The organism is Erythrobacter colymbi (genome assembly GCF_002155685.1).
Classification (GTDB): Bacteria; Pseudomonadota; Alphaproteobacteria; order Sphingomonadales; family Sphingomonadaceae; genus Erythrobacter; species Erythrobacter colymbi.
Map to the genome: position 1 here is coordinate 1 of NZ_MUYK01000009.1, position 16,064 is coordinate 16,064.

A 16,064-nucleotide genomic window follows, 5' to 3' on the forward strand; every position below is an offset into this window, starting at 1 on the left:
GTTAGCGTCCGCGCTCGTGGTGTAATTTCTGGTGTAGATTGAGATGATCGCATGGGGTGGGGCATGCCCCACCCCATGCGATTTCGATCTCGGTGGCCACCGGGCTCATCGGTAAGGTGGAGTTACCACACTTCACACGCCCACCGAGGAGTTGATCCCGATGACCGACGACAGACTACCGCTTGCCGAGCTGATGGCGAAGACTGGAGATGGAGATTTCCTGCGCACGATCGCCGAGAGCGTATTACAGATCATCATGGAGGCCGACGTCGATGGCCTGGTCGGCGCTAGCCGACACGAGCGCTCCGGCGACCGGACGACCTGGCGGAACGGCTACCGCGACCGCAGCCTCGATACCCGGCTCGGCACGCTCAACCTGAGGATTCCCAAGCTACGGACCGGCGCCTACTTCCCTGGCTTCCTGGAACCCAGGAAGACCGTCGAGAAGGCGCTGGTCGCGGTGATCCAGGAGGCGTGGATCGCCGGCGTCAGCACCCGGCGTGTCGACGAGCTGGTGCAGGCCATGGGCATGACCGGCATCTCCAAATCCTCGGTGTCCAAGCTGTGCAAGGATATCGACGAACGTGTCCATGCCTTCCTTAAGCGGCCGCTCACCGGCGACTGGCCCTACCTCTGGCTCGATGCTACCTACCTCAAGGTGCGCGAGGGCGGGCGGATCGTCAGTGTCGCCGCGATAATAGCCGTTGCCGTCAACACCGAGGGCAAGCGCGAAATCGTTGGCCTTCACATTGGACCCTCCGAAGCCGAGCCATTCTGGTCGAGCTTCCTCAAGGACCTCGCACGCCGCGGACTGACCGGCGTGAAGCTGGTCATCTCCGATGCCCACGAGGGCCTCAAGGCAGCGATCACTCGCGTGCTCAGCGCCACCTGGCAGCGGTGCCGCGTCCACTTCATGCGCAATGCCCTGGCCTACGTGCCCAAGGGCCAGAACACCGTCGTCGCCGCTGCCATCCGCCAGGTCTTCCTCCAGCCCGACCATGCCGCCGCGACACAGGTCTGGCGCCAGGTCGCCGACCAGTTGCGTACCCGCTGGCCAAAGCTCGGCGCCTGCATGGACGATGCCGAGCACGACGTGCTGGCCTACATGACCTTCCCCGAGCAGCACCGCGTCAAATTACATTCCACCAATCCACTGGAACGCCTGAACAAGGAAGTGAAGCGCCGCGCCGATGTCGTCGGCATCTTCCCGAACGAGGATAGCATCATCCGCCTCGTCGGCGCCGTCCTGCTGGAGCAGAATGACGAATACCAGCTCCAGCACCGCTACATGCAGATCGAGGGCATGGCCGCCCTTGCTACACCAATGATCGAGGAGGCACAGCCGCTACAGATTACACCCAAGGCCGCCTGAAAATGCAGCCCGCTGGCCACACCCAATTCTACACCACATTGACGGACGCGACCTTTTGAAGTAAGCGATCTGTTATACGACAATTCAATACTTGTCGCTTTTGTACAAACTTCTTGACCCTTAATTTTATCCGCAGCGCCCCACCAAAAATCAGTGCCTTATCGGATCACCCCCGGATTATCACCTACCGATCCTGGCACATCGTCCATCATCCAACCCCTTGAAATTGCGACACCCCGCCCGCACCCGCCGAATTTACTAACCTGCATCAGTATTTTTCTGCAGGATTTTCATGTTGTTGCAATGGTATCGGTATCTTTGCCTTAATCAACGGTCATTTGTCTGCATTTATTTAGTCGTGTTACTATTCGTCATGACCATCTGCGACGATAGTTTCCGATCGAGCCGCCCGTTCGAGGGCGAGCCGGCCGCGTCGCTGGGCCCGCCCCTCACGGCGTCCGCCCGCCTCCCCTATGCCCGACCAACCCTGCGTATCCTCTCCATGGACGAGCTGAACGCCATCTCGCCCACCCATTTCCTCAGCGTGAAGTATCTCTTCACCAGCGACGTGAACTCGCTCGAGCGGGAGAGCTTCGTCGAGGAGCACCTGCCCGGCGCGACCTTCGCCAAGTACCGGCTGATCTCGGACATCCTGCCGCGCACCGATCAACACATGGACGTGGTCATTGTCAGCGGGAACGACAGCAACCGCCTCGCCTCGTTCATGAAGGTCAACCTGCCGATCCTGCGCCGCACCCCGGTGCTCGCAGTAGGCAGCACGCTGAGCCCGCGGCGCCGGGCCGAGCTGCTGCGGCTGGGCTATGACGACGTGGTCAATGTCGGCAACCTCTCCGGCGACGAGTTCGCCGCGCGCGTGATCGCGATCTGCCGGCGCCACCGCATGACCCGCCAGATCGAGCGCGACCTGTCCGAATTCCACCAGACCATCAACCGCGTGTGCGCCTATGACGCGCCCTCGGGCGCGCAGCGGCGCGTGATCGAGGTGCTGGTGCGGGCCAAGGGCGGGGTGTGCAGCTATGGCGTGCTCCGGAACACGCTGGCGGGCGATTACTACGACGCCTCGCTCTCGAACCTGCGGGTGGTGATCCACAACATCAAGCGCCACCTGCGCGGAGAGGCGCGGATCGAGAACGTGCGTTCCGAAGGCTACAAGCTGGTCGCGCCCCCCGCCCCTTTCGATGTCCCGCAGGCCGGGCACCCCGAGCCGCCTGCGTGACCTGCTTGCGGGCGGTTTCCAGTGACGCGACCCCCTGGAAACCGCCCAACCCCGCCAGCGCGCGACGCGCGGCTGCGGAAGACCGGAACCGAGGCCCGCCCGCGCGGCGGCCTTGCCAAGCTCGGAGGGAGGCTCAGCCCCTGATCGCCCCTCCGCCACCCCGGATCCGTCCGGGGTGGTCCTGTCCCCCGCCCCTCGCGCTTGTGCGAGGCGGCGGCGGCAGGCTCTCAATCGAGAACGGTGCGCTGCCGCCCGAACATCACCCGCTCATTGGCAAGGATCGCTTCGCGGCTTTCCTCCGACATAGCCGGATTCCCCCCGATACGCCCCGCCGCCACATGACCGAGCCACGCGGTGATGAACGCGCGCTCGCCCGGATCGAACATGGTCGAAGGCCCGAGGGGCAGCTTCTGCGTGTTGTCATAGGGCTGCGGATCGAAGGAGGGCTGGTTGATGCCGTTCATGGCGCTGCTCCTGTACGGGAGGGAGGAGCGCGGGAGGGTATGATGGCGGTGGGGGTGTAGGAAAGGGCGATCCTTATTCTATCTAAGTTTCTGGAGGACTTTCACAAAGTGAGGGTCGCGAACATACTGGAGAACACGATCAATAAATTCCGTCCTCTTAGCGGGTGCGAGATTGCGGGAGCTCGCCACCCGAAATGTGACAAGGAATCTTTGAATGGAATAGGGACTAACCTGATTACCGTTTGTACAATATAAAAGAATATATGCCGGAACTGATACAGTGTATGTTTGAAGATCTCTCAGGGAATTTACAACCGTAATTGCAGACTGAAATCCATGCTTAGCAATCTTGTTTGCTATCCAATTAAAATCATTGAGTTTACGAAATTTTGCAGCGCTTGCAGCCACTTGTCGTGATAAAAACTCCGATTTTGACCACAAATCCTCTGTGTCTTGAAGAACAGTCTTCAGTTGATTCTGCGTTCCATACTTTGCCAATAACCACAGTGATGCCACCAAATAAAAGTAACTTTTTCGCAAATATTTACTTTTTGAAATATCAATTCCAAGTTGAGATAGATCTTTAAAAGCACGAGTCCTAGAGGAAATCTCGAAAAGTGTCAGACACCGAGCGACTTGACAGATCGATGCATCATCTAAGACGTCATTAGACTTCAAAAATTTAGACAAAGATTCAATGATAGAAGGGTAGGGGCCGATCTGGTTGTAGTATCGGAGCGCTGTCTCTCGAAAACCGGGGTCATCAACGAACCTCGAAATGCAAAAGCCTAGTGCATGGGGATCCCTTAAGCGGCCAAAGGTCGAGACATACCTCTTCAAGACTTTATCAGAATGCCCGTAGGCTGGCCGCAAACGGAACGCATCGAAGCTCTTGCGCAATTGACGAGATATTGATCCAGTCGCGCTTCCGGCAGCCAATGCCTTGTCGACTCGAATTTTTACACGATCCAGAAATTCGTTTGAACGAGCATGAAAATAGCGTCTGGCCTGATCCTTCGAGAGTATGGCAGTCTTTCCAGAGTTTAGTCTTAAGCCACGAAGTTGAAGCAAGGCGTCGACATCTCTAAGCAGCCTCTTACCTTGCTGCTTGCTGCTAACCGCAAAGGTAATGTCGTCGACCCATCGTACAAAGCAACCACCCGTCTCAGCATCCAGAAACCCATCCACCTCAAACAGATATACGTGGGCAAGAAGGCGCGGTGCATCGAACTGGACCTGAGGCAATCCAGCCCACATTGACGGTAAGTAGTCAGGTCTCCATGAAATTCTGTCAATAACGTCAAAAAGAATGTCCAATAGAACTTCCGAGACACGACCTAAATCGGATAACAAATTTCGCAAATCTGAATATTTTATGTTGTCATAGAAATTTGATATATCTGTAGTCACGACGTATTCATGCGTTGATGACAATGCCGTTCTCTTTTTCGAGAATTCTGGCCAACGCTTGAACCAAATATAATCAGTTCCAAACGTGAATTCAGCCGCTGGACCCGAGTGACTCCGGCTGAAAAAAGCATTTTTGGATGGTTGCTTCTTCAATGCCCTTGGCAGAATTACCTCTGACAGACATTGTAATACGACAGCATCTTGAGGGGAAGGCAAGACGACTGTGCGACATACACCAAGTCGTTTCTCAAGGCGATGAGGGTGGGATGGCAAAGGCCTATATCTTCCATCGATCAATGCCTGTGCAAGATGTTCAAAATGCGCCGACTTGTTCCAATGAAAGTCGTTGTAATCGAAAAGATCGAGCACCTCCTGACTACGAAGACCTGGCCTTACGTAATCTTTCCAAACCTTCTCCATTGCCGCTGTGGAAAAAGCAACCTCGAGCTTCTTCCGCCGCTCAGCTAGTCGCGGAGTGTGCAAACTTGCAAACTGCGAAATCTTCAACGCCACAACCACCCCCATTTAGCCACAAAGGAGATACCATTCAGAGCTATAATGAACAGCAAAATTGTCTACGCGTCAGGAACTTGGCGACTAACGGGTTCCGAAAGGCAAGTTCGACAGGTTGAATCTTGAAGGCGTTCCGACGAGGAAGGATTACCGCCCCAACAACCCCGCTAGACACCGCCCGTGAAGCCCCGCGCCCCCTTCACCACCCGCTCGGCCGTCCCGACCGCGACGATCTCGCCGCTGTGCTCCCCACCCTCACCACGCGTAGGCGTCGGCCGTGTCGGCGTCGCGGCCTTCGGGGCGGGAGGGGGCTGGGTAGGTGCCGGCCGGGGCGGCGGGCCGGGCGGTGGCGGCGCGGCGTTGGCCTTCCTCGAGGCGGCGCACCAGCGCCGGGTCGGGCGCGGGGCGTGACTTCGGCGGGTCGGAGACGAAGACGCCGGCAGGGGGCGGGCCGCTGCGGCTGGCCTCCACCGCCTTGAGACAAGGCACGCCGAGGCTGCGGTGAACCGCGAGCGTGTATTCCGCCTCGGGGTTGTCCCGCTTCCACTGCACCGCCTTGTTCATCATGCAGTTGCACACCTCGACCGCATAGTGACGCGGCATGCCCTCGTCATCGAGGGTCTGGATGCACTCGCGCCGCGCGAGGGACTGGGCGCTCGGGGGAGCCTTGCGCCATGCGTCATAGCCGGCGTTGAGCCCGCCCAGAACGGCGGCCGGAACAAAGATCATCCACAATCGCATCGCTGCCTCCCCTGCGAAGCGGCGAGCCTAAGCGGTTGAATTTAAGCCTTGGTTAGCAGCGGCGCCAGATACTGCCCGGTGAAGCTCCGCGGCTCCTTCACCACCTGCTCGGGCGTGCCGACCGCAACAATCTCCCCGCCGCGCACCCCGCCCTCGGGGCCGAGGTCGATGATCCAGTCGGCGGTCTTGATGACGTCGAGGTTGTGCTCGATCACCACCACCGAGTTGCCCTGCTCCACCAGCCGGTGCAGCACTTCGAGGAGCTTGCGCACGTCCTCGAAATGCAGGCCCGTGGTCGGCTCGTCGAGGATGTAGAGCGTCTGCCCGGTCGAGCGGCGGGCGAGTTCCTTCGCCAGCTTCACCCGCTGCGCCTCGCCGCCCGACAGGGTGGTCGCCTGCTGGCCGACCTTGACGTAGCCGAGGCCGACCTCGTTCAGCATCCGCATCTTCTCGCGGATCGGGGGGACGGCCTTGAAGAATTCCTCCGCGTCCTCGATCGTCATGTCGAGCACGTCGGCGATCGAGTGGCCCTTGAACTTCACCTCGAGCGTCTCGCGGTTGTAGCGCTTGCCGCCGCATTCCTCGCAGGTGACGTAGACGTCGGGGAGGAAGTGCATCTCGATCTTGATGAGGCCGTCGCCCTGGCACTTCTCGCAGCGGCCGCCCTTGACGTTGAAGGAGAAGCGCCCGGGCTTGTAGCCGCGCGCGAGGCTTTCGGGGAGGCCGGCGAACCAGTCGCGGATCTGGGTGAAGGCGCCGGTGTAGGTGGCGGGGTTGGAGCGCGGGGTGCGGCCGATGGGGGACTGGTCGATCTCGATGACCTTGTCGCAGTGCTCGAGCCCGGTGATGGCGTCATGCGCCCCGGCGATCACCCGCGCGCCGTTGAGGACGCGGGAGGCGCCGGCCTGCAGGGTGTCGATGGTGAGCGAGGACTTGCCCGAGCCGCTGACCCCGGTGATGCAGGTAAAGGTGCCGAGCGGGATCTTGGCGGTCACGCCCTTGAGGTTGTTCGCCCGCGCGTTCTTCACCTCGATGTGCTTGCCATTGCCCTTGCGGCGGTTGGCCGGCACGTCGATCTTGCGCTTGCCGGTGAGGTAATCCGCAGTGAGGCTCCCCTTGGCCTTGAGGATCTGCTTGAGCGTACCTTCCGCGACCACCTGCCCGCCATGCACCCCCGCCCCGGGGCCGAGGTCGACGATATGGTCGGCGGCGCGGATCGCATCCTCGTCATGCTCGACCACGATCACCGTGTTGCCGAGATCGCGCAGGCGCTTCAGCGTCTCGAGCAGCCGGTCGTTGTCGCGCTGGTGGAGGCCGATGCTGGGCTCGTCGAGCACGTAGAGCACGCCGGAGAGGCCGGAGCCGATCTGGCTGGCGAGGCGGATACGCTGGCTCTCGCCCCCGGAGAGGGTGCCGCTGGTGCGGTCGAGGTTGAGGTAGTCGAGCCCGACATTGTCGAGGAAGCCCAGCCGCTCGTTGATCTCCTTGAGGATGGCCTTGGCGATCTGGCTCTGCTGCGGGGTCAGGTACTGGTCGAGATCGAGGAACCACGCCTTGGCATCGGCGACGCTCATCTGCACCGGCGTGGCGATGTCGGTCGGCCCGTCGGCGCCCGGGATCTTCACCGAGAGCGCCTTCTCGTTGAGCCGCTTGCCCCCGCAGGTCTCGCAGGCCTGGGCGGTCTGGTACTTCGACAGCTCCTCCTGCATCCACGCGCTTTCGGTCTGCATCATGCGGCGGTTGAGGTTGCCGATGACGCCCTCGAAGGGCTTGTGGACGGTGTATTCGCGGCGGCCGTCCTTGAAGGTCAGCGGCACCGGCATCCCGCCCGTGCCGTGGAGGATGATGAGCTTCTGCTCGGGCGCGAGGTCCTTCCACGGGGTCGTCAGATCGAAGCCATAGGCCTTCGCCAGCGAAGCCAGCACCTGCATGTAGTAGGGCGAAGGCGGGTTGGACTTCGCCCACGGCACTACCGCGCCCTGCTTGAGGGTCAGCGCCTCGTTGGGCACCACCAGCTGCGGGTCGAACAGCATTTTCTCGCCGATCCCGTCGCACGCCGGGCACGCACCCTGTGGCGCGTTGAACGAGAACAGCCGCGGCTCGATCTCCTCGATGGTGAAGCCGGAGACCGGGCAGGCGAATTTTTCGGAGAAGACGATGCGGTTGGCGGGCAAGCCAGCCCCCTTCATCGCGCCGCCCTTCCCCTCGTCCTCGCGGCCCGGCACCACGCCGTCGGCGAGGTCGACATAGGCGAGCCCCTCGGCCAGCTTCAGCGCCTGCTCGAAGGAGTCCGCCAGCCGAGTCTCGATGCCCTCGCGCACCGCGATGCGATCGACCACCACCTCGATGTCGTGCTTGAACTTCTTGTCGAGCGCAGGCGCCTCCTCGATCGGGTAGATCTCCCCGTCGATCCGCACGCGGGTGAAGCCCTGCCGCTGCCACTCGGCGATTTCCTTGCGGTATTCGCCCTTGCGCCCGCGCACCACGGGGGCGAGCAGATAGGCGCGTGTGCCTTCGGGGAGCGCCATCACGCGGTCGACCATCTGGCTGACGGTCTGGGCGCTGATCGGCTCGCCGGTCGCGGGCGAGTAAGGCGTCCCAACCCGCGCCCACAGCAGGCGCATGTAGTCGTAGATCTCGGTCACCGTCGCGACCGTGGAGCGCGGGTTGCGGCTGGTGGTCTTCTGCTCGATCGAGATCGCCGGCGAGAGCCCGTCGATATGCTCGACATCGGGCTTCTGCATCATCTCGAGGAACTGGCGCGCATAGGCAGAGAGCGATTCCACATAGCGGCGCTGCCCTTCGGCATAGATCGTGTCGAAGGCGAGGCTCGACTTGCCGCTGCCGGACAGGCCCGTGACCACGATCAGCGCATCGCGCGGCAGATCGATATCGATACCCTTGAGGTTATGTTCGCGCGCACCGCGCACGGAAATCGTCGTAAGGCTCATAGGGTGATTTGTTCCGGAAATGTTCGCAAACGTCAAGGCGCGGAGAGGAGCGTGGGCGCCGGTCATCCCCAGATGGCGACGCCCCGCCTGCGATGCAACGGGCAAACCGGCGAATGGTGCCCGCGCGGCACCGTCGCAAAGCACGGTTCGGCGCGGTGCCAAGGGGTGGCGGAGGCCCTGATCCGGCTTCTCTGAAGAGTTAGAACTGTATTATTTCAATGGCTTGAAGAAAAAACCCTGTACCCTACAGAATTTCTGAAGTCGCCAATGTGTGCAGTGTGCCGCAAGAAGAGGGCCTCTCCAGAGCGTGCTGGCCGGGTCCCTCGAGGGTCGCAACCTGGCCGCCGCCGCGGGGAGGCAAAGGGGGCGGATTATGGCGGGCGGAGCACACCCGAGGCTTCCCCGCCCACTGCCCCGGATCAAGTACCGAATACCAACCCCTGCCGCCCCGGCGCGCCCATCCATTGCGCGGTCACACCCCAGACCTGCGCGATGATCTCCGGTTGGAGTGCGTGCCGGGGCGGGCCTTCGGCGGCGAGGTGGCCGTCCTTCAGCACCAGCACGTGATCGGCGTGGTTCATCGCCACGGCCAGATCGTGGAGCACCACCACCACGCCCTGCCCTGCCGCCGCGCAGTCTTTGAGATGCGCGACCAGTGCCAGCTGGTGCGCGAGATCGAGCGCGGCGAGCGGTTCGTCGGCGAGAATCCAGCGAGGGCAACCGGCCAGCACGCGGGCGAGCAGCACCCGCGCGCGCTCGCCGCCGGATAGCCGGCTGACGGGGCGTTTGCGCAGGTCTTGGAGATCGAGCGCCGCCATCGCCGCCTCGATCGCCGCCGTCCCCTTGTCGCGCCACGGCAGGCGGCCGAGCGCCACCAGCGGCTCGACCGCGACATCCCAGGCGATGTCGGGGCTCTGCGGGAGGTAGCCTATCGTCTGCGCGCGGGTGCGGGGGTGGAGCTGCGCGAGGCTCTCGCCGTCGAGCGTGACGCTCCCGCAGGCAGGCTCCAGCAGCCCGGCCAGCCCCAGCAGCAGCGACGATTTGCCCGCGCCGTTCGGCCCGACGATCGCGGTGATCTGCCCCGGCGCGAGCGTGGCCGACAGCCCGTTCACCACGCTGCGCCCGCCGCGCCCGAGCGTCAGATTGTCGGCGACGAGGGTCACAGCGCCCCCTTCCGCATCCGCAGCAACAGCCAGCCGAAGAACGGCGCGCCGATCAGCGACAGCGCGATCCCGAGGCGCAGCTCGGTCACCAGCGGCAGCACCCGCACGATGCTGTCCGCCGCGAGCACGAGGCTGGCCCCGGCCAGCGCGCTCGGCAGGATCAGGCTCGACGGCAGGCGGTCGGTCAGCGGGCGCACCAGATGGGGGACGACGAGGCCGACAAAGCCGATGATCCCAGCCACCGCCACGCCCGCGCCTACGGTGAGGCCCACGCCCGCGACCAGCAGCACCAGCAGCCGCCGCGGCTCGACCCCGAGCGAGCGCGCCGCTTCTTCGCCCAGAGTCAACGCGTCGAGGCTGCGCGCGGCGAGCGCGAGCACGCCCACGCCTGCGAGGGTCAGGGGGGCGGCGATCCACACCTCGCGCCACGAGCGGTCGGTGAGCGCGCCGTTGAGCCACATGACGATTTCGGAGAGCGCAAAGGGATTGGGCGCGAGGGTAATCGCGAGCGCGGTCAGGGCGCCCGCGAGGCTCGCCAGCATCAACCCGGCGAGCGTGAAGAGCGCGATGCCGTCCCCTGCCCCGCCCGCCGCGTCGGACGCGGTGCGCCCCGCAATCAGCGCGAGCGCGGCCATGCCGAGGCCGGCTCCCGCGAGCGCCAGCACGGGGAGGCTCCATGCGGCCCATGCGGGGGGCAGCAGCGGGGTCAGCCAGAAGCTCGCCACCGCGCCCAACGCCGCCATCGGAGCGATGCCGAACAGGCCCGGGTCGGCGAGCGGGTTCCTGAGATAGCCCTGCATCGCCGCTCCCGCCGCGCCCAGCCCGCCGCCGATCACCACCGCGAGCACCGCGCGCGGCAGGCGCAGCTCGCCGAGGATCAGCAGGGTGTTGCCCGGGCCGAAATCGGCAGGCGCGATCCAGACCCTCCCGGCCAGCAGCGAGAGCGGAAACAGCAGCGCCAGCAGCGCGGCGAAGACGAGGCTCGCGCGGGTCATCGGCGTGCCTCCGCCTCGGCGCGGATCGCCTTCAAACGGTCACGCGCCTTGGGGATGGTCGGCCCGCCGCAATAGAGTAGCGAGGGATCGAAGTCGGCGACGATCATGCTCCTGTAGGTGTTCTGAACGAGCGGATGGCGCTGCCCCGCGGCGTCGCCTGCGACCAGCAACACCCCCGGCGGGTCGGCGAGCACATTCTCGAGGCTGACGCGGTCGGCCTGCCCCAGTCCGCGGCGGGCGGCGTCGCTCGAAAAGCCTGCCTCGCGCATCAGCTCGGCGATGAGGGTCTGCTCGCCGGCGACGATCTCGCCCTCCTGCCACAGCAGGGCGTTGATCGGGCGTCCCGGCACGGCGGCGGGGGCAGCGATGCGATCCGCGAGTACCTCGCCCTCGCCCGAGCGCCCGGCCAGCCGTGCCACTTCGCGCACCTGCGCGATGCTCTCGGCGACCGTCGCGGGGCTGCCGAAAGTCGCAACCCGCAATCCGGCCTTTTCGAGTGCGGTCTTCGTCGGCTGCGGCAGGTAGATCGAGGCGAGCACCAGATCGGGCCTTGCGGCGATCACCTCCTCGGCCGTCCCGCCCGTCACCCCGTAGCGCGCGGCGACCCCGACGGGGATCGAGGACGAGGACGCATCGCGGCTGTAGTGCGACAGTGCCAGCACCTGACCGGGCGGCGCGATCTCGACCAGAATGGCATCGAGGCAGGGGTTGAGGCTGACGATGGTCGGGTGCGCGGCGTCATGCGGGGGCGGGGCCGAAGCGGCCGGGGCACAGGCGGCGAGCGCGAGCGCCAGCACCGCCGCTAGCGGCCCGCCGCACCATGCCCCCGGCCCTGTCGTGATGCGATCCCGCGCCATATCCCGTAGGGCAAGGCGATAGGCTTGGCTGGCCTCGCAAGCAACGGGTTAAGACGCTGCCTGCAGGTGTCCGGAATCGGGACGCGCACCCCCTCGACGCTCGCCCGCACCTGCCCCCGCGCGTAAGCGGGCAGGCAATCATGGCCCGCCAGCGCATCCTTTTCGTCGACACCTCGGGCAATGTCGCCCCGGGTGCGCGGCGCGGCTGGAGCCTGCCCGGCGGGGTCTGGCGCAAGCGGCTCGGCGTGCTGCTCGCCGCGATCACCGTGCCTGCGATGGCGGCGACAGGCGGCGTCGGCACCCTGCCCGGCCCGGCGGTCGAGAGCACGGCGGCGCTCGCCACACGGCAGGCGGCCGAGGCGGCGCTGCCCTTCGAGCGGCCCGGCATGAGCTTCCCCGGCTCGGCCTATTACTACATGGCCGATCCCGCCGGCACGGCGCTGGTCGCGCTCCCCACCGACAACCCGCTAGCGCAAGGCGCCGAGAGCGGACGCGAGCTCGGCGCGCTGATCGATGTCGGCGCGGCGGCCAAGCCGTTTTACGGTGCGGGCACCGGCCTCACCCAGATGCGCGCACAGGAATGCCTGTCGCAGGCGATCTGGTACGAGGCCGCAAGCGAAAGCGAGGCCGGACAGCGCGCTGTGGCGCAGGTAGTGCTCAACCGCGTCGCCCATCCGGCCTGGCCCAATTCGGTGTGCGGCGTTGTCTATCAGGGCTCGGAACGCTCAACCGGCTGCCAGTTCACCTTCACCTGCGACGGCAGCCTTGCGCGGCGTCCGGGCGGGGCGAGCTGGGCGCAGGCCCAGCGCATCGCCGCCGAGGCGCTGGCGGGGAGCGTCTATGCCCCCGTTGGCCTTGCCACGCATTACCACACGCTCTGGGTGAACCCCTATTGGGCGAGCACGCTCGACCACATCGGCACGATCGGCGCGCACCGCTTCTACCGGCTGCGCGGGGGGAACGGGCAGGCGGCGGCCTTCAAGGGCGGCTATGCGGGCCTCGAGCCGACCGTCTTCGGACGCACCACCCCGCCGCCCGCTGGCGCGGTCGCCGCCATCCCCGGAGCGGTTCCGGACGCGGCAGGCCGTCCGGTCATCGCCTACGAGCTCGATCCCGTGCCCGCGAAGAAGCAGGCAGCGCGCCCTGCGTCAGACGCCGGAACCCCGTCAGCTGCGGCGAGCGAGCCGGTCACCGGCACCGGCGCGGTGCGGCCCGAATATGCCCGCGCGGGCCAGTGGAAGGCCCAGCCGGGCGCGGCGCCCGCTCCGGCCAACTAGGGCAAAAGAACAGGGTTAAGCCGCCGGAAACCCTGTTGCCACACCAAGCCTTCAGCCGGCTCCATCTATAGACCTGCCACCCCGCCGGGCACGCAAGGTGCCGGCCAAGAGCAGGAACACCCGCCCCATGTCCGTCCGTTTTGCCTCAGCCAATCACCCTGCCCGCCGCCTCGGCTGGCGCGCTGCGGGTCGCGGGCTGATCGCCCCTGCGTTGGCGCGGGCGGCGAACGACAACGGACATCCGGCGGGCGAGGCTATCGCTGCTCCGGGGCGCTTCGATCCCTTGCTGGTGGAGGCCCTGCACCACTTCGCCGTCCACGGCCTTGCCGCAGCCAGCGCCGCGCTCGACGAGGCGCAGGAGGCCTGCGCGCGCGGTGATGCCGATGCGAAAGACCGCTGGCTGTCGATCACCCAGATGTTCGACCGCCGCCTCGCCGCGCGGGTCGGGCGGGAGCTTGCTCCTGCCTGAACAGACGCTTGCCCTAGCGGCAGGCGGGATATGGTGTTTCCCTGATACGCCGAACCGCCCCCATTAATGCAATTGCGAACTGTTTGCAAAGATAGTTGGCAAATCCGACCTTTTGACGGTTGCAATCGCTTTTCCAGCGGCCTACCGCGGCTCTCGTAACGGGTGCCAGGCCGCTTGGGACGGGGGTTGGCACCAGCGCCTGTTCCGCATGAGCGCAGCCCACAACTTCGTCCCGACGGATCAGGGAAGGAAGTCCAGCACATGGCCCGCAAGAAGATCGCCCTCGTCGGCGCCGGCAATATCGGCGGCACGCTCGCTCACCTCGCGGCCCTCAAGGGCCTTGGCGACATCGTCCTGTTCGACGTGGCCGAGGGCATTCCGCAGGGCAAGGCGCTGGACCTTTCGCAGTGCGGCCCGGTCGAGGGCTTCGACGCGAGCATCACCGGCTCGAACGACTATGCCGACATCGCCGGCAGCGACGTCGTGATCGTTACCGCGGGCGTCGCGCGCAAGCCCGGCATGAGCCGCGACGATCTGCTCGGCATCAATCTGAAGGTGATGAAGGCGGTCGGCGAAGGCATTGCTGCCAACTGCCCCGACGCTTTCGTGATCTGCATCACCAACCCGCTCGATGCGATGGTGTGGGCGCTGCGCGAGTTCTCGGGCCTTCCGGCGAACAAGGTCGTCGGCATGGCCGGCGTCTTGGACTCGGCGCGCTTTGCCACCTTCCTCGCGTGGGAATTCGGCGTTTCGGTGAAGGACGTGAACGCCTTCGTCCTCGGCGGCCACGGCGACACGATGGTGCCGGTGCTCTCCTACTCGACGATCAACGGCATTCCGGTCGCGGACATGGCCAAGATCAAGGGCATCTCGGAAGACCGCCTTGGCGAAATCGTCCAGCGCACCCGCTCGGGCGGCGGCGAGATCGTCGCGCTGCTCAAGACCGGCTCGGCCTTCTACGCGCCTGCCACCAGCGCCATTGCGATGGCCGAAGCCTACCTCTACGACCAGAAGCGCATCCTCCCCTGCGCGGTGCAGGTTGACGGCAAGTACGGCGTCGACGGGCTCTATGTCGGCGTGCCGGTGGTAATCGGCGCGAACGGCGCGGAAGAGGTGATCGAGATCAACCTCACCGACGAGGAGAAGGCCAACCTTCAGGTCAGCGTCGACGCGGTCAAGGAACTGGTCGAGGCGTGCAAGGCGCTGGATGGCAGCCTTGCGTAACTGGTTCGGCATAGTCGCTTTGGGTTGCGTCGCATTGGCGCAACCTCTTGCGGTAACGCCTGTTGCGACTGCCAAAAGCCGCGTCGCCTTGGCGGAGCATTCTGCAGTCGCGGGTGCGGCAAGGCTGTGCCTTGAAGCGACCAGCTCTCTGCAGGTTGATACGTCCAAAATCCTCAACGCCGGCTGGGTGGAACAATCCCCGAAGCCGGAGGGCCGCAGCTTTCAGAACGCTGAAAGCAATATCGAGATCATCGTTGGTGAGGGCGCTTGCCTTGTGAGAGCAGCATTGAGCTCATCAAGTGAAGCACGGCTCATCATGCTCATTGATCTTAGCAATCTTTCCGGAAAAGCTTTTCGCGAGACCGGAAAAGGCTTTTTGCTTGAGCAAAGTGACAGGTCGCTGCTCTTCTATGTCGACAAGGACTATTACGAAAAACCGTCGAAAGTCAAAATAGACGTCAGATTTACCGGAGAAAAATAGTGTCCATCCTCGTAAACAAAGACACCAAGGTCATCACGCAAGGCATGACCGGCAACACCGGCACCTTCCACACCCAGGCCGCGCTCGATTACGGGACGCAGATGGTCGCGGGCGTGACGCCGGGCAAGGGCGGCACCACCCATATCGGCCTGCCGCAGTTCGACACCGTGCGCGAGGCCAAGGCCGCGACCGGCGCGACTGCCTCGTGCATCTACGTCCCGCCGCCGTTCGCCGCCGACGCGATCTGCGAGGCCATCGATGCCGAGATCGAGCTGATCATCTGCATCACCGAGGGCATTCCGGTGCTCGACATGGTCCGCGCCAAGCGCGCGCTCGCGGGCTCGAAGTCGCGGCTGATCGGCCCCAACTGCCCCGGCGTGCTGACCCCCAACGAGTGCAAAATCGGCATCATGCCGGCCAACATCTTCAAGAAGGGCTCGGTCGGCATCGTCAGCCGCTCGGGCACGCTCACCTATGAAGCCGTGCACCAGACCACCATGGCGGGCCTCGGCCAGACCACCGCGGTCGGCATCGGCGGCGATCCGGTCAATGGCACCAACTTCATCGACGTGCTCGACCTGTTCCTCGACGATCCCGAGACCGAGAGCATCATCATGATCGGCGAAATCGGCGGTTCGGCCGAGGAAGAAGCCGCCGCTTTCATCAAGGCCGAGGCCGCCAAGGGCCGTTCCAAGCCGATGGTCGGCTTCATCGCCGGGCGCACCGCCCCTCCGGGCCGCCGCATGGGCCACGCGGGCGCGATCGTCTCCGGCGGTCAGGGCGGCGCCGAAGACAAGATCGCGGCGATGGAAGATGCGGGCATCCGCGTCAGCCCCTCGCCCTCGCTGCTCGGCGAAACGCTGGCCGCGATGCTGAAAGAAAACGCCTGAGTTAACGACTACCGGCCCCC

Annotated in this window: 14 protein-coding genes; 7 read left to right on the top strand and 7 right to left on the bottom strand. The window is 64.6% G+C overall.

The features are described 5' to 3' along the window. The first annotated feature begins 160 nt into the window (after positions 1-160). Positions 161-1,372, top strand: coding sequence for an IS256 family transposase (locus BZF57_RS14840; RefSeq protein WP_011950834.1), 1,212 nt, complete (start codon positions 161-163; stop codon positions 1,370-1,372). 373 nt (positions 1,373-1,745) lie between these two features. Next, a complete protein-coding gene (locus tag BZF57_RS14845; RefSeq protein ID WP_162291023.1) occupies positions 1,746-2,609 on the top strand; it encodes a winged helix-turn-helix domain-containing protein in 864 nt (287 codons plus the stop codon). Between the two features lie 227 nt (positions 2,610-2,836). Here the strand turns inward: BZF57_RS14845 and BZF57_RS14850 are convergent, their stop codons facing one another. From BZF57_RS14850 to BZF57_RS14880, 7 genes are all read right to left on the bottom strand, one after another. After that, complete coding sequence (locus BZF57_RS14850) at positions 2,837-3,073, bottom strand: hypothetical protein (protein WP_086739381.1); 237 nt, start codon at positions 3,071-3,073, stop codon at positions 2,837-2,839. 78 nt (positions 3,074-3,151) lie between these two features. Further along, entirely contained in the window at positions 3,152-4,996 is a 1,845-nt protein-coding gene (locus BZF57_RS14855) for an RNA-directed DNA polymerase (RefSeq protein WP_162291024.1), read from the bottom strand. Positions 4,997-5,251: 255 nt separating this feature from the next. Then, positions 5,252-5,725: a hypothetical protein gene (locus tag BZF57_RS14860; protein WP_086739385.1), complete on the bottom strand. Its 474-nt coding sequence runs from the start codon at positions 5,723-5,725 to the stop codon at positions 5,252-5,254. Between the two features lie 53 nt (positions 5,726-5,778). Further along, positions 5,779-8,688 carry an excinuclease ABC subunit UvrA gene (gene uvrA / locus BZF57_RS14865; RefSeq protein WP_086739387.1) on the bottom strand — a complete coding sequence of 970 codons (2,910 nt, stop codon included), beginning with the start codon at positions 8,686-8,688 and terminating at the stop codon, positions 5,779-5,781. Positions 8,689-9,107: 419 nt separating this feature from the next. After that, positions 9,108-9,851 (bottom strand): ABC transporter ATP-binding protein, encoded by a 744-nt coding sequence (locus BZF57_RS14870; RefSeq protein ID WP_086739389.1) that lies wholly within the window; start codon positions 9,849-9,851, stop codon positions 9,108-9,110. Next, a complete protein-coding gene (locus BZF57_RS14875) occupies positions 9,848-10,846 on the bottom strand; it encodes a FecCD family ABC transporter permease (protein ID WP_086739391.1) in 999 nt (332 codons plus the stop codon). The genes BZF57_RS14870 and BZF57_RS14875 overlap by 4 nt, the downstream gene beginning before the upstream one ends. Continuing rightward, complete coding sequence (locus tag BZF57_RS14880; RefSeq protein WP_086739392.1) at positions 10,843-11,703, bottom strand: ABC transporter substrate-binding protein; 861 nt, start codon at positions 11,701-11,703, stop codon at positions 10,843-10,845. The genes BZF57_RS14875 and BZF57_RS14880 overlap by 4 nt, the downstream gene beginning before the upstream one ends. A 140-nt stretch (positions 11,704-11,843) precedes the next feature. On the opposite strand from BZF57_RS14880, the gene BZF57_RS14885 reads away from it, so the two are divergent. The 5 genes from BZF57_RS14885 to sucD all read left to right on the top strand — a co-directional run bounded on the left by BZF57_RS14885 (position 11,844) and on the right by sucD (position 16,044). Continuing rightward, complete coding sequence (locus tag BZF57_RS14885) at positions 11,844-12,980, top strand: cell wall hydrolase (RefSeq protein ID WP_240506008.1); 1,137 nt, start codon at positions 11,844-11,846, stop codon at positions 12,978-12,980. 127 nt (positions 12,981-13,107) lie between these two features. Beyond that, the gene (locus BZF57_RS14890) at positions 13,108-13,449 is read left to right on the top strand and encodes a hypothetical protein (RefSeq protein WP_086739394.1); all 342 of its coding nucleotides are present in this window, start codon (positions 13,108-13,110) and stop codon (positions 13,447-13,449) included. Positions 13,450-13,710: 261 nt separating this feature from the next. Continuing rightward, on the top strand, positions 13,711-14,673 hold the full coding sequence (gene mdh / locus BZF57_RS14895) for a malate dehydrogenase (RefSeq protein ID WP_086739396.1): 963 nt from the start codon (positions 13,711-13,713) through the stop codon (positions 14,671-14,673). Continuing rightward, entirely contained in the window at positions 14,657-15,154 is a 498-nt protein-coding gene (locus tag BZF57_RS14900; protein WP_086739398.1) for a hypothetical protein, read from the top strand. The genes mdh and BZF57_RS14900 overlap by 17 nt, the downstream gene beginning before the upstream one ends. Further along, entirely contained in the window at positions 15,154-16,044 is an 891-nt protein-coding gene (gene sucD, locus BZF57_RS14905; protein WP_086739400.1) for a succinate--CoA ligase subunit alpha, read from the top strand. The genes BZF57_RS14900 and sucD overlap by 1 nt, the downstream gene beginning before the upstream one ends. Positions 16,045-16,064 lie beyond the last annotated feature (20 nt).

Excerpts from the sequence above, each read along its gene's own strand:
- BZF57_RS14840 (WP_011950834.1), top strand. The coding sequence starts at position 161 with ATGACCGACGACAGACTACCGCTTGCCGAGCTGATGGCGAAGACTGGA.
- BZF57_RS14845 (WP_162291023.1), top strand. The coding sequence starts at position 1,746 with ATGACCATCTGCGACGATAGTTTCCGATCGAGCCGCCCGTTCGAGGGC.
- BZF57_RS14850 (WP_086739381.1), bottom strand. The coding sequence starts at position 3,073 with ATGAACGGCATCAACCAGCCCTCCTTCGATCCGCAGCCCTATGACAAC.
- BZF57_RS14860 (WP_086739385.1), bottom strand. The coding sequence starts at position 5,725 with ATGATCTTTGTTCCGGCCGCCGTTCTGGGCGGGCTCAACGCCGGCTAT.
- uvrA (WP_086739387.1), bottom strand. The coding sequence starts at position 8,688 with ATGAGCCTTACGACGATTTCCGTGCGCGGTGCGCGCGAACATAACCTC.
- BZF57_RS14875 (WP_086739391.1), bottom strand. The coding sequence starts at position 10,846 with ATGACCCGCGCGAGCCTCGTCTTCGCCGCGCTGCTGGCGCTGCTGTTT.
- BZF57_RS14880 (WP_086739392.1), bottom strand. The coding sequence starts at position 11,703 with ATGGCGCGGGATCGCATCACGACAGGGCCGGGGGCATGGTGCGGCGGG.
- BZF57_RS14885 (WP_240506008.1), top strand. The coding sequence starts at position 11,844 with ATGGCCCGCCAGCGCATCCTTTTCGTCGACACCTCGGGCAATGTCGCC.
- BZF57_RS14890 (WP_086739394.1), top strand. The coding sequence starts at position 13,108 with ATGTCCGTCCGTTTTGCCTCAGCCAATCACCCTGCCCGCCGCCTCGGC.
- mdh (WP_086739396.1), top strand. The coding sequence starts at position 13,711 with ATGGCCCGCAAGAAGATCGCCCTCGTCGGCGCCGGCAATATCGGCGGC.
- BZF57_RS14900 (WP_086739398.1), top strand. The coding sequence starts at position 14,657 with ATGGCAGCCTTGCGTAACTGGTTCGGCATAGTCGCTTTGGGTTGCGTC.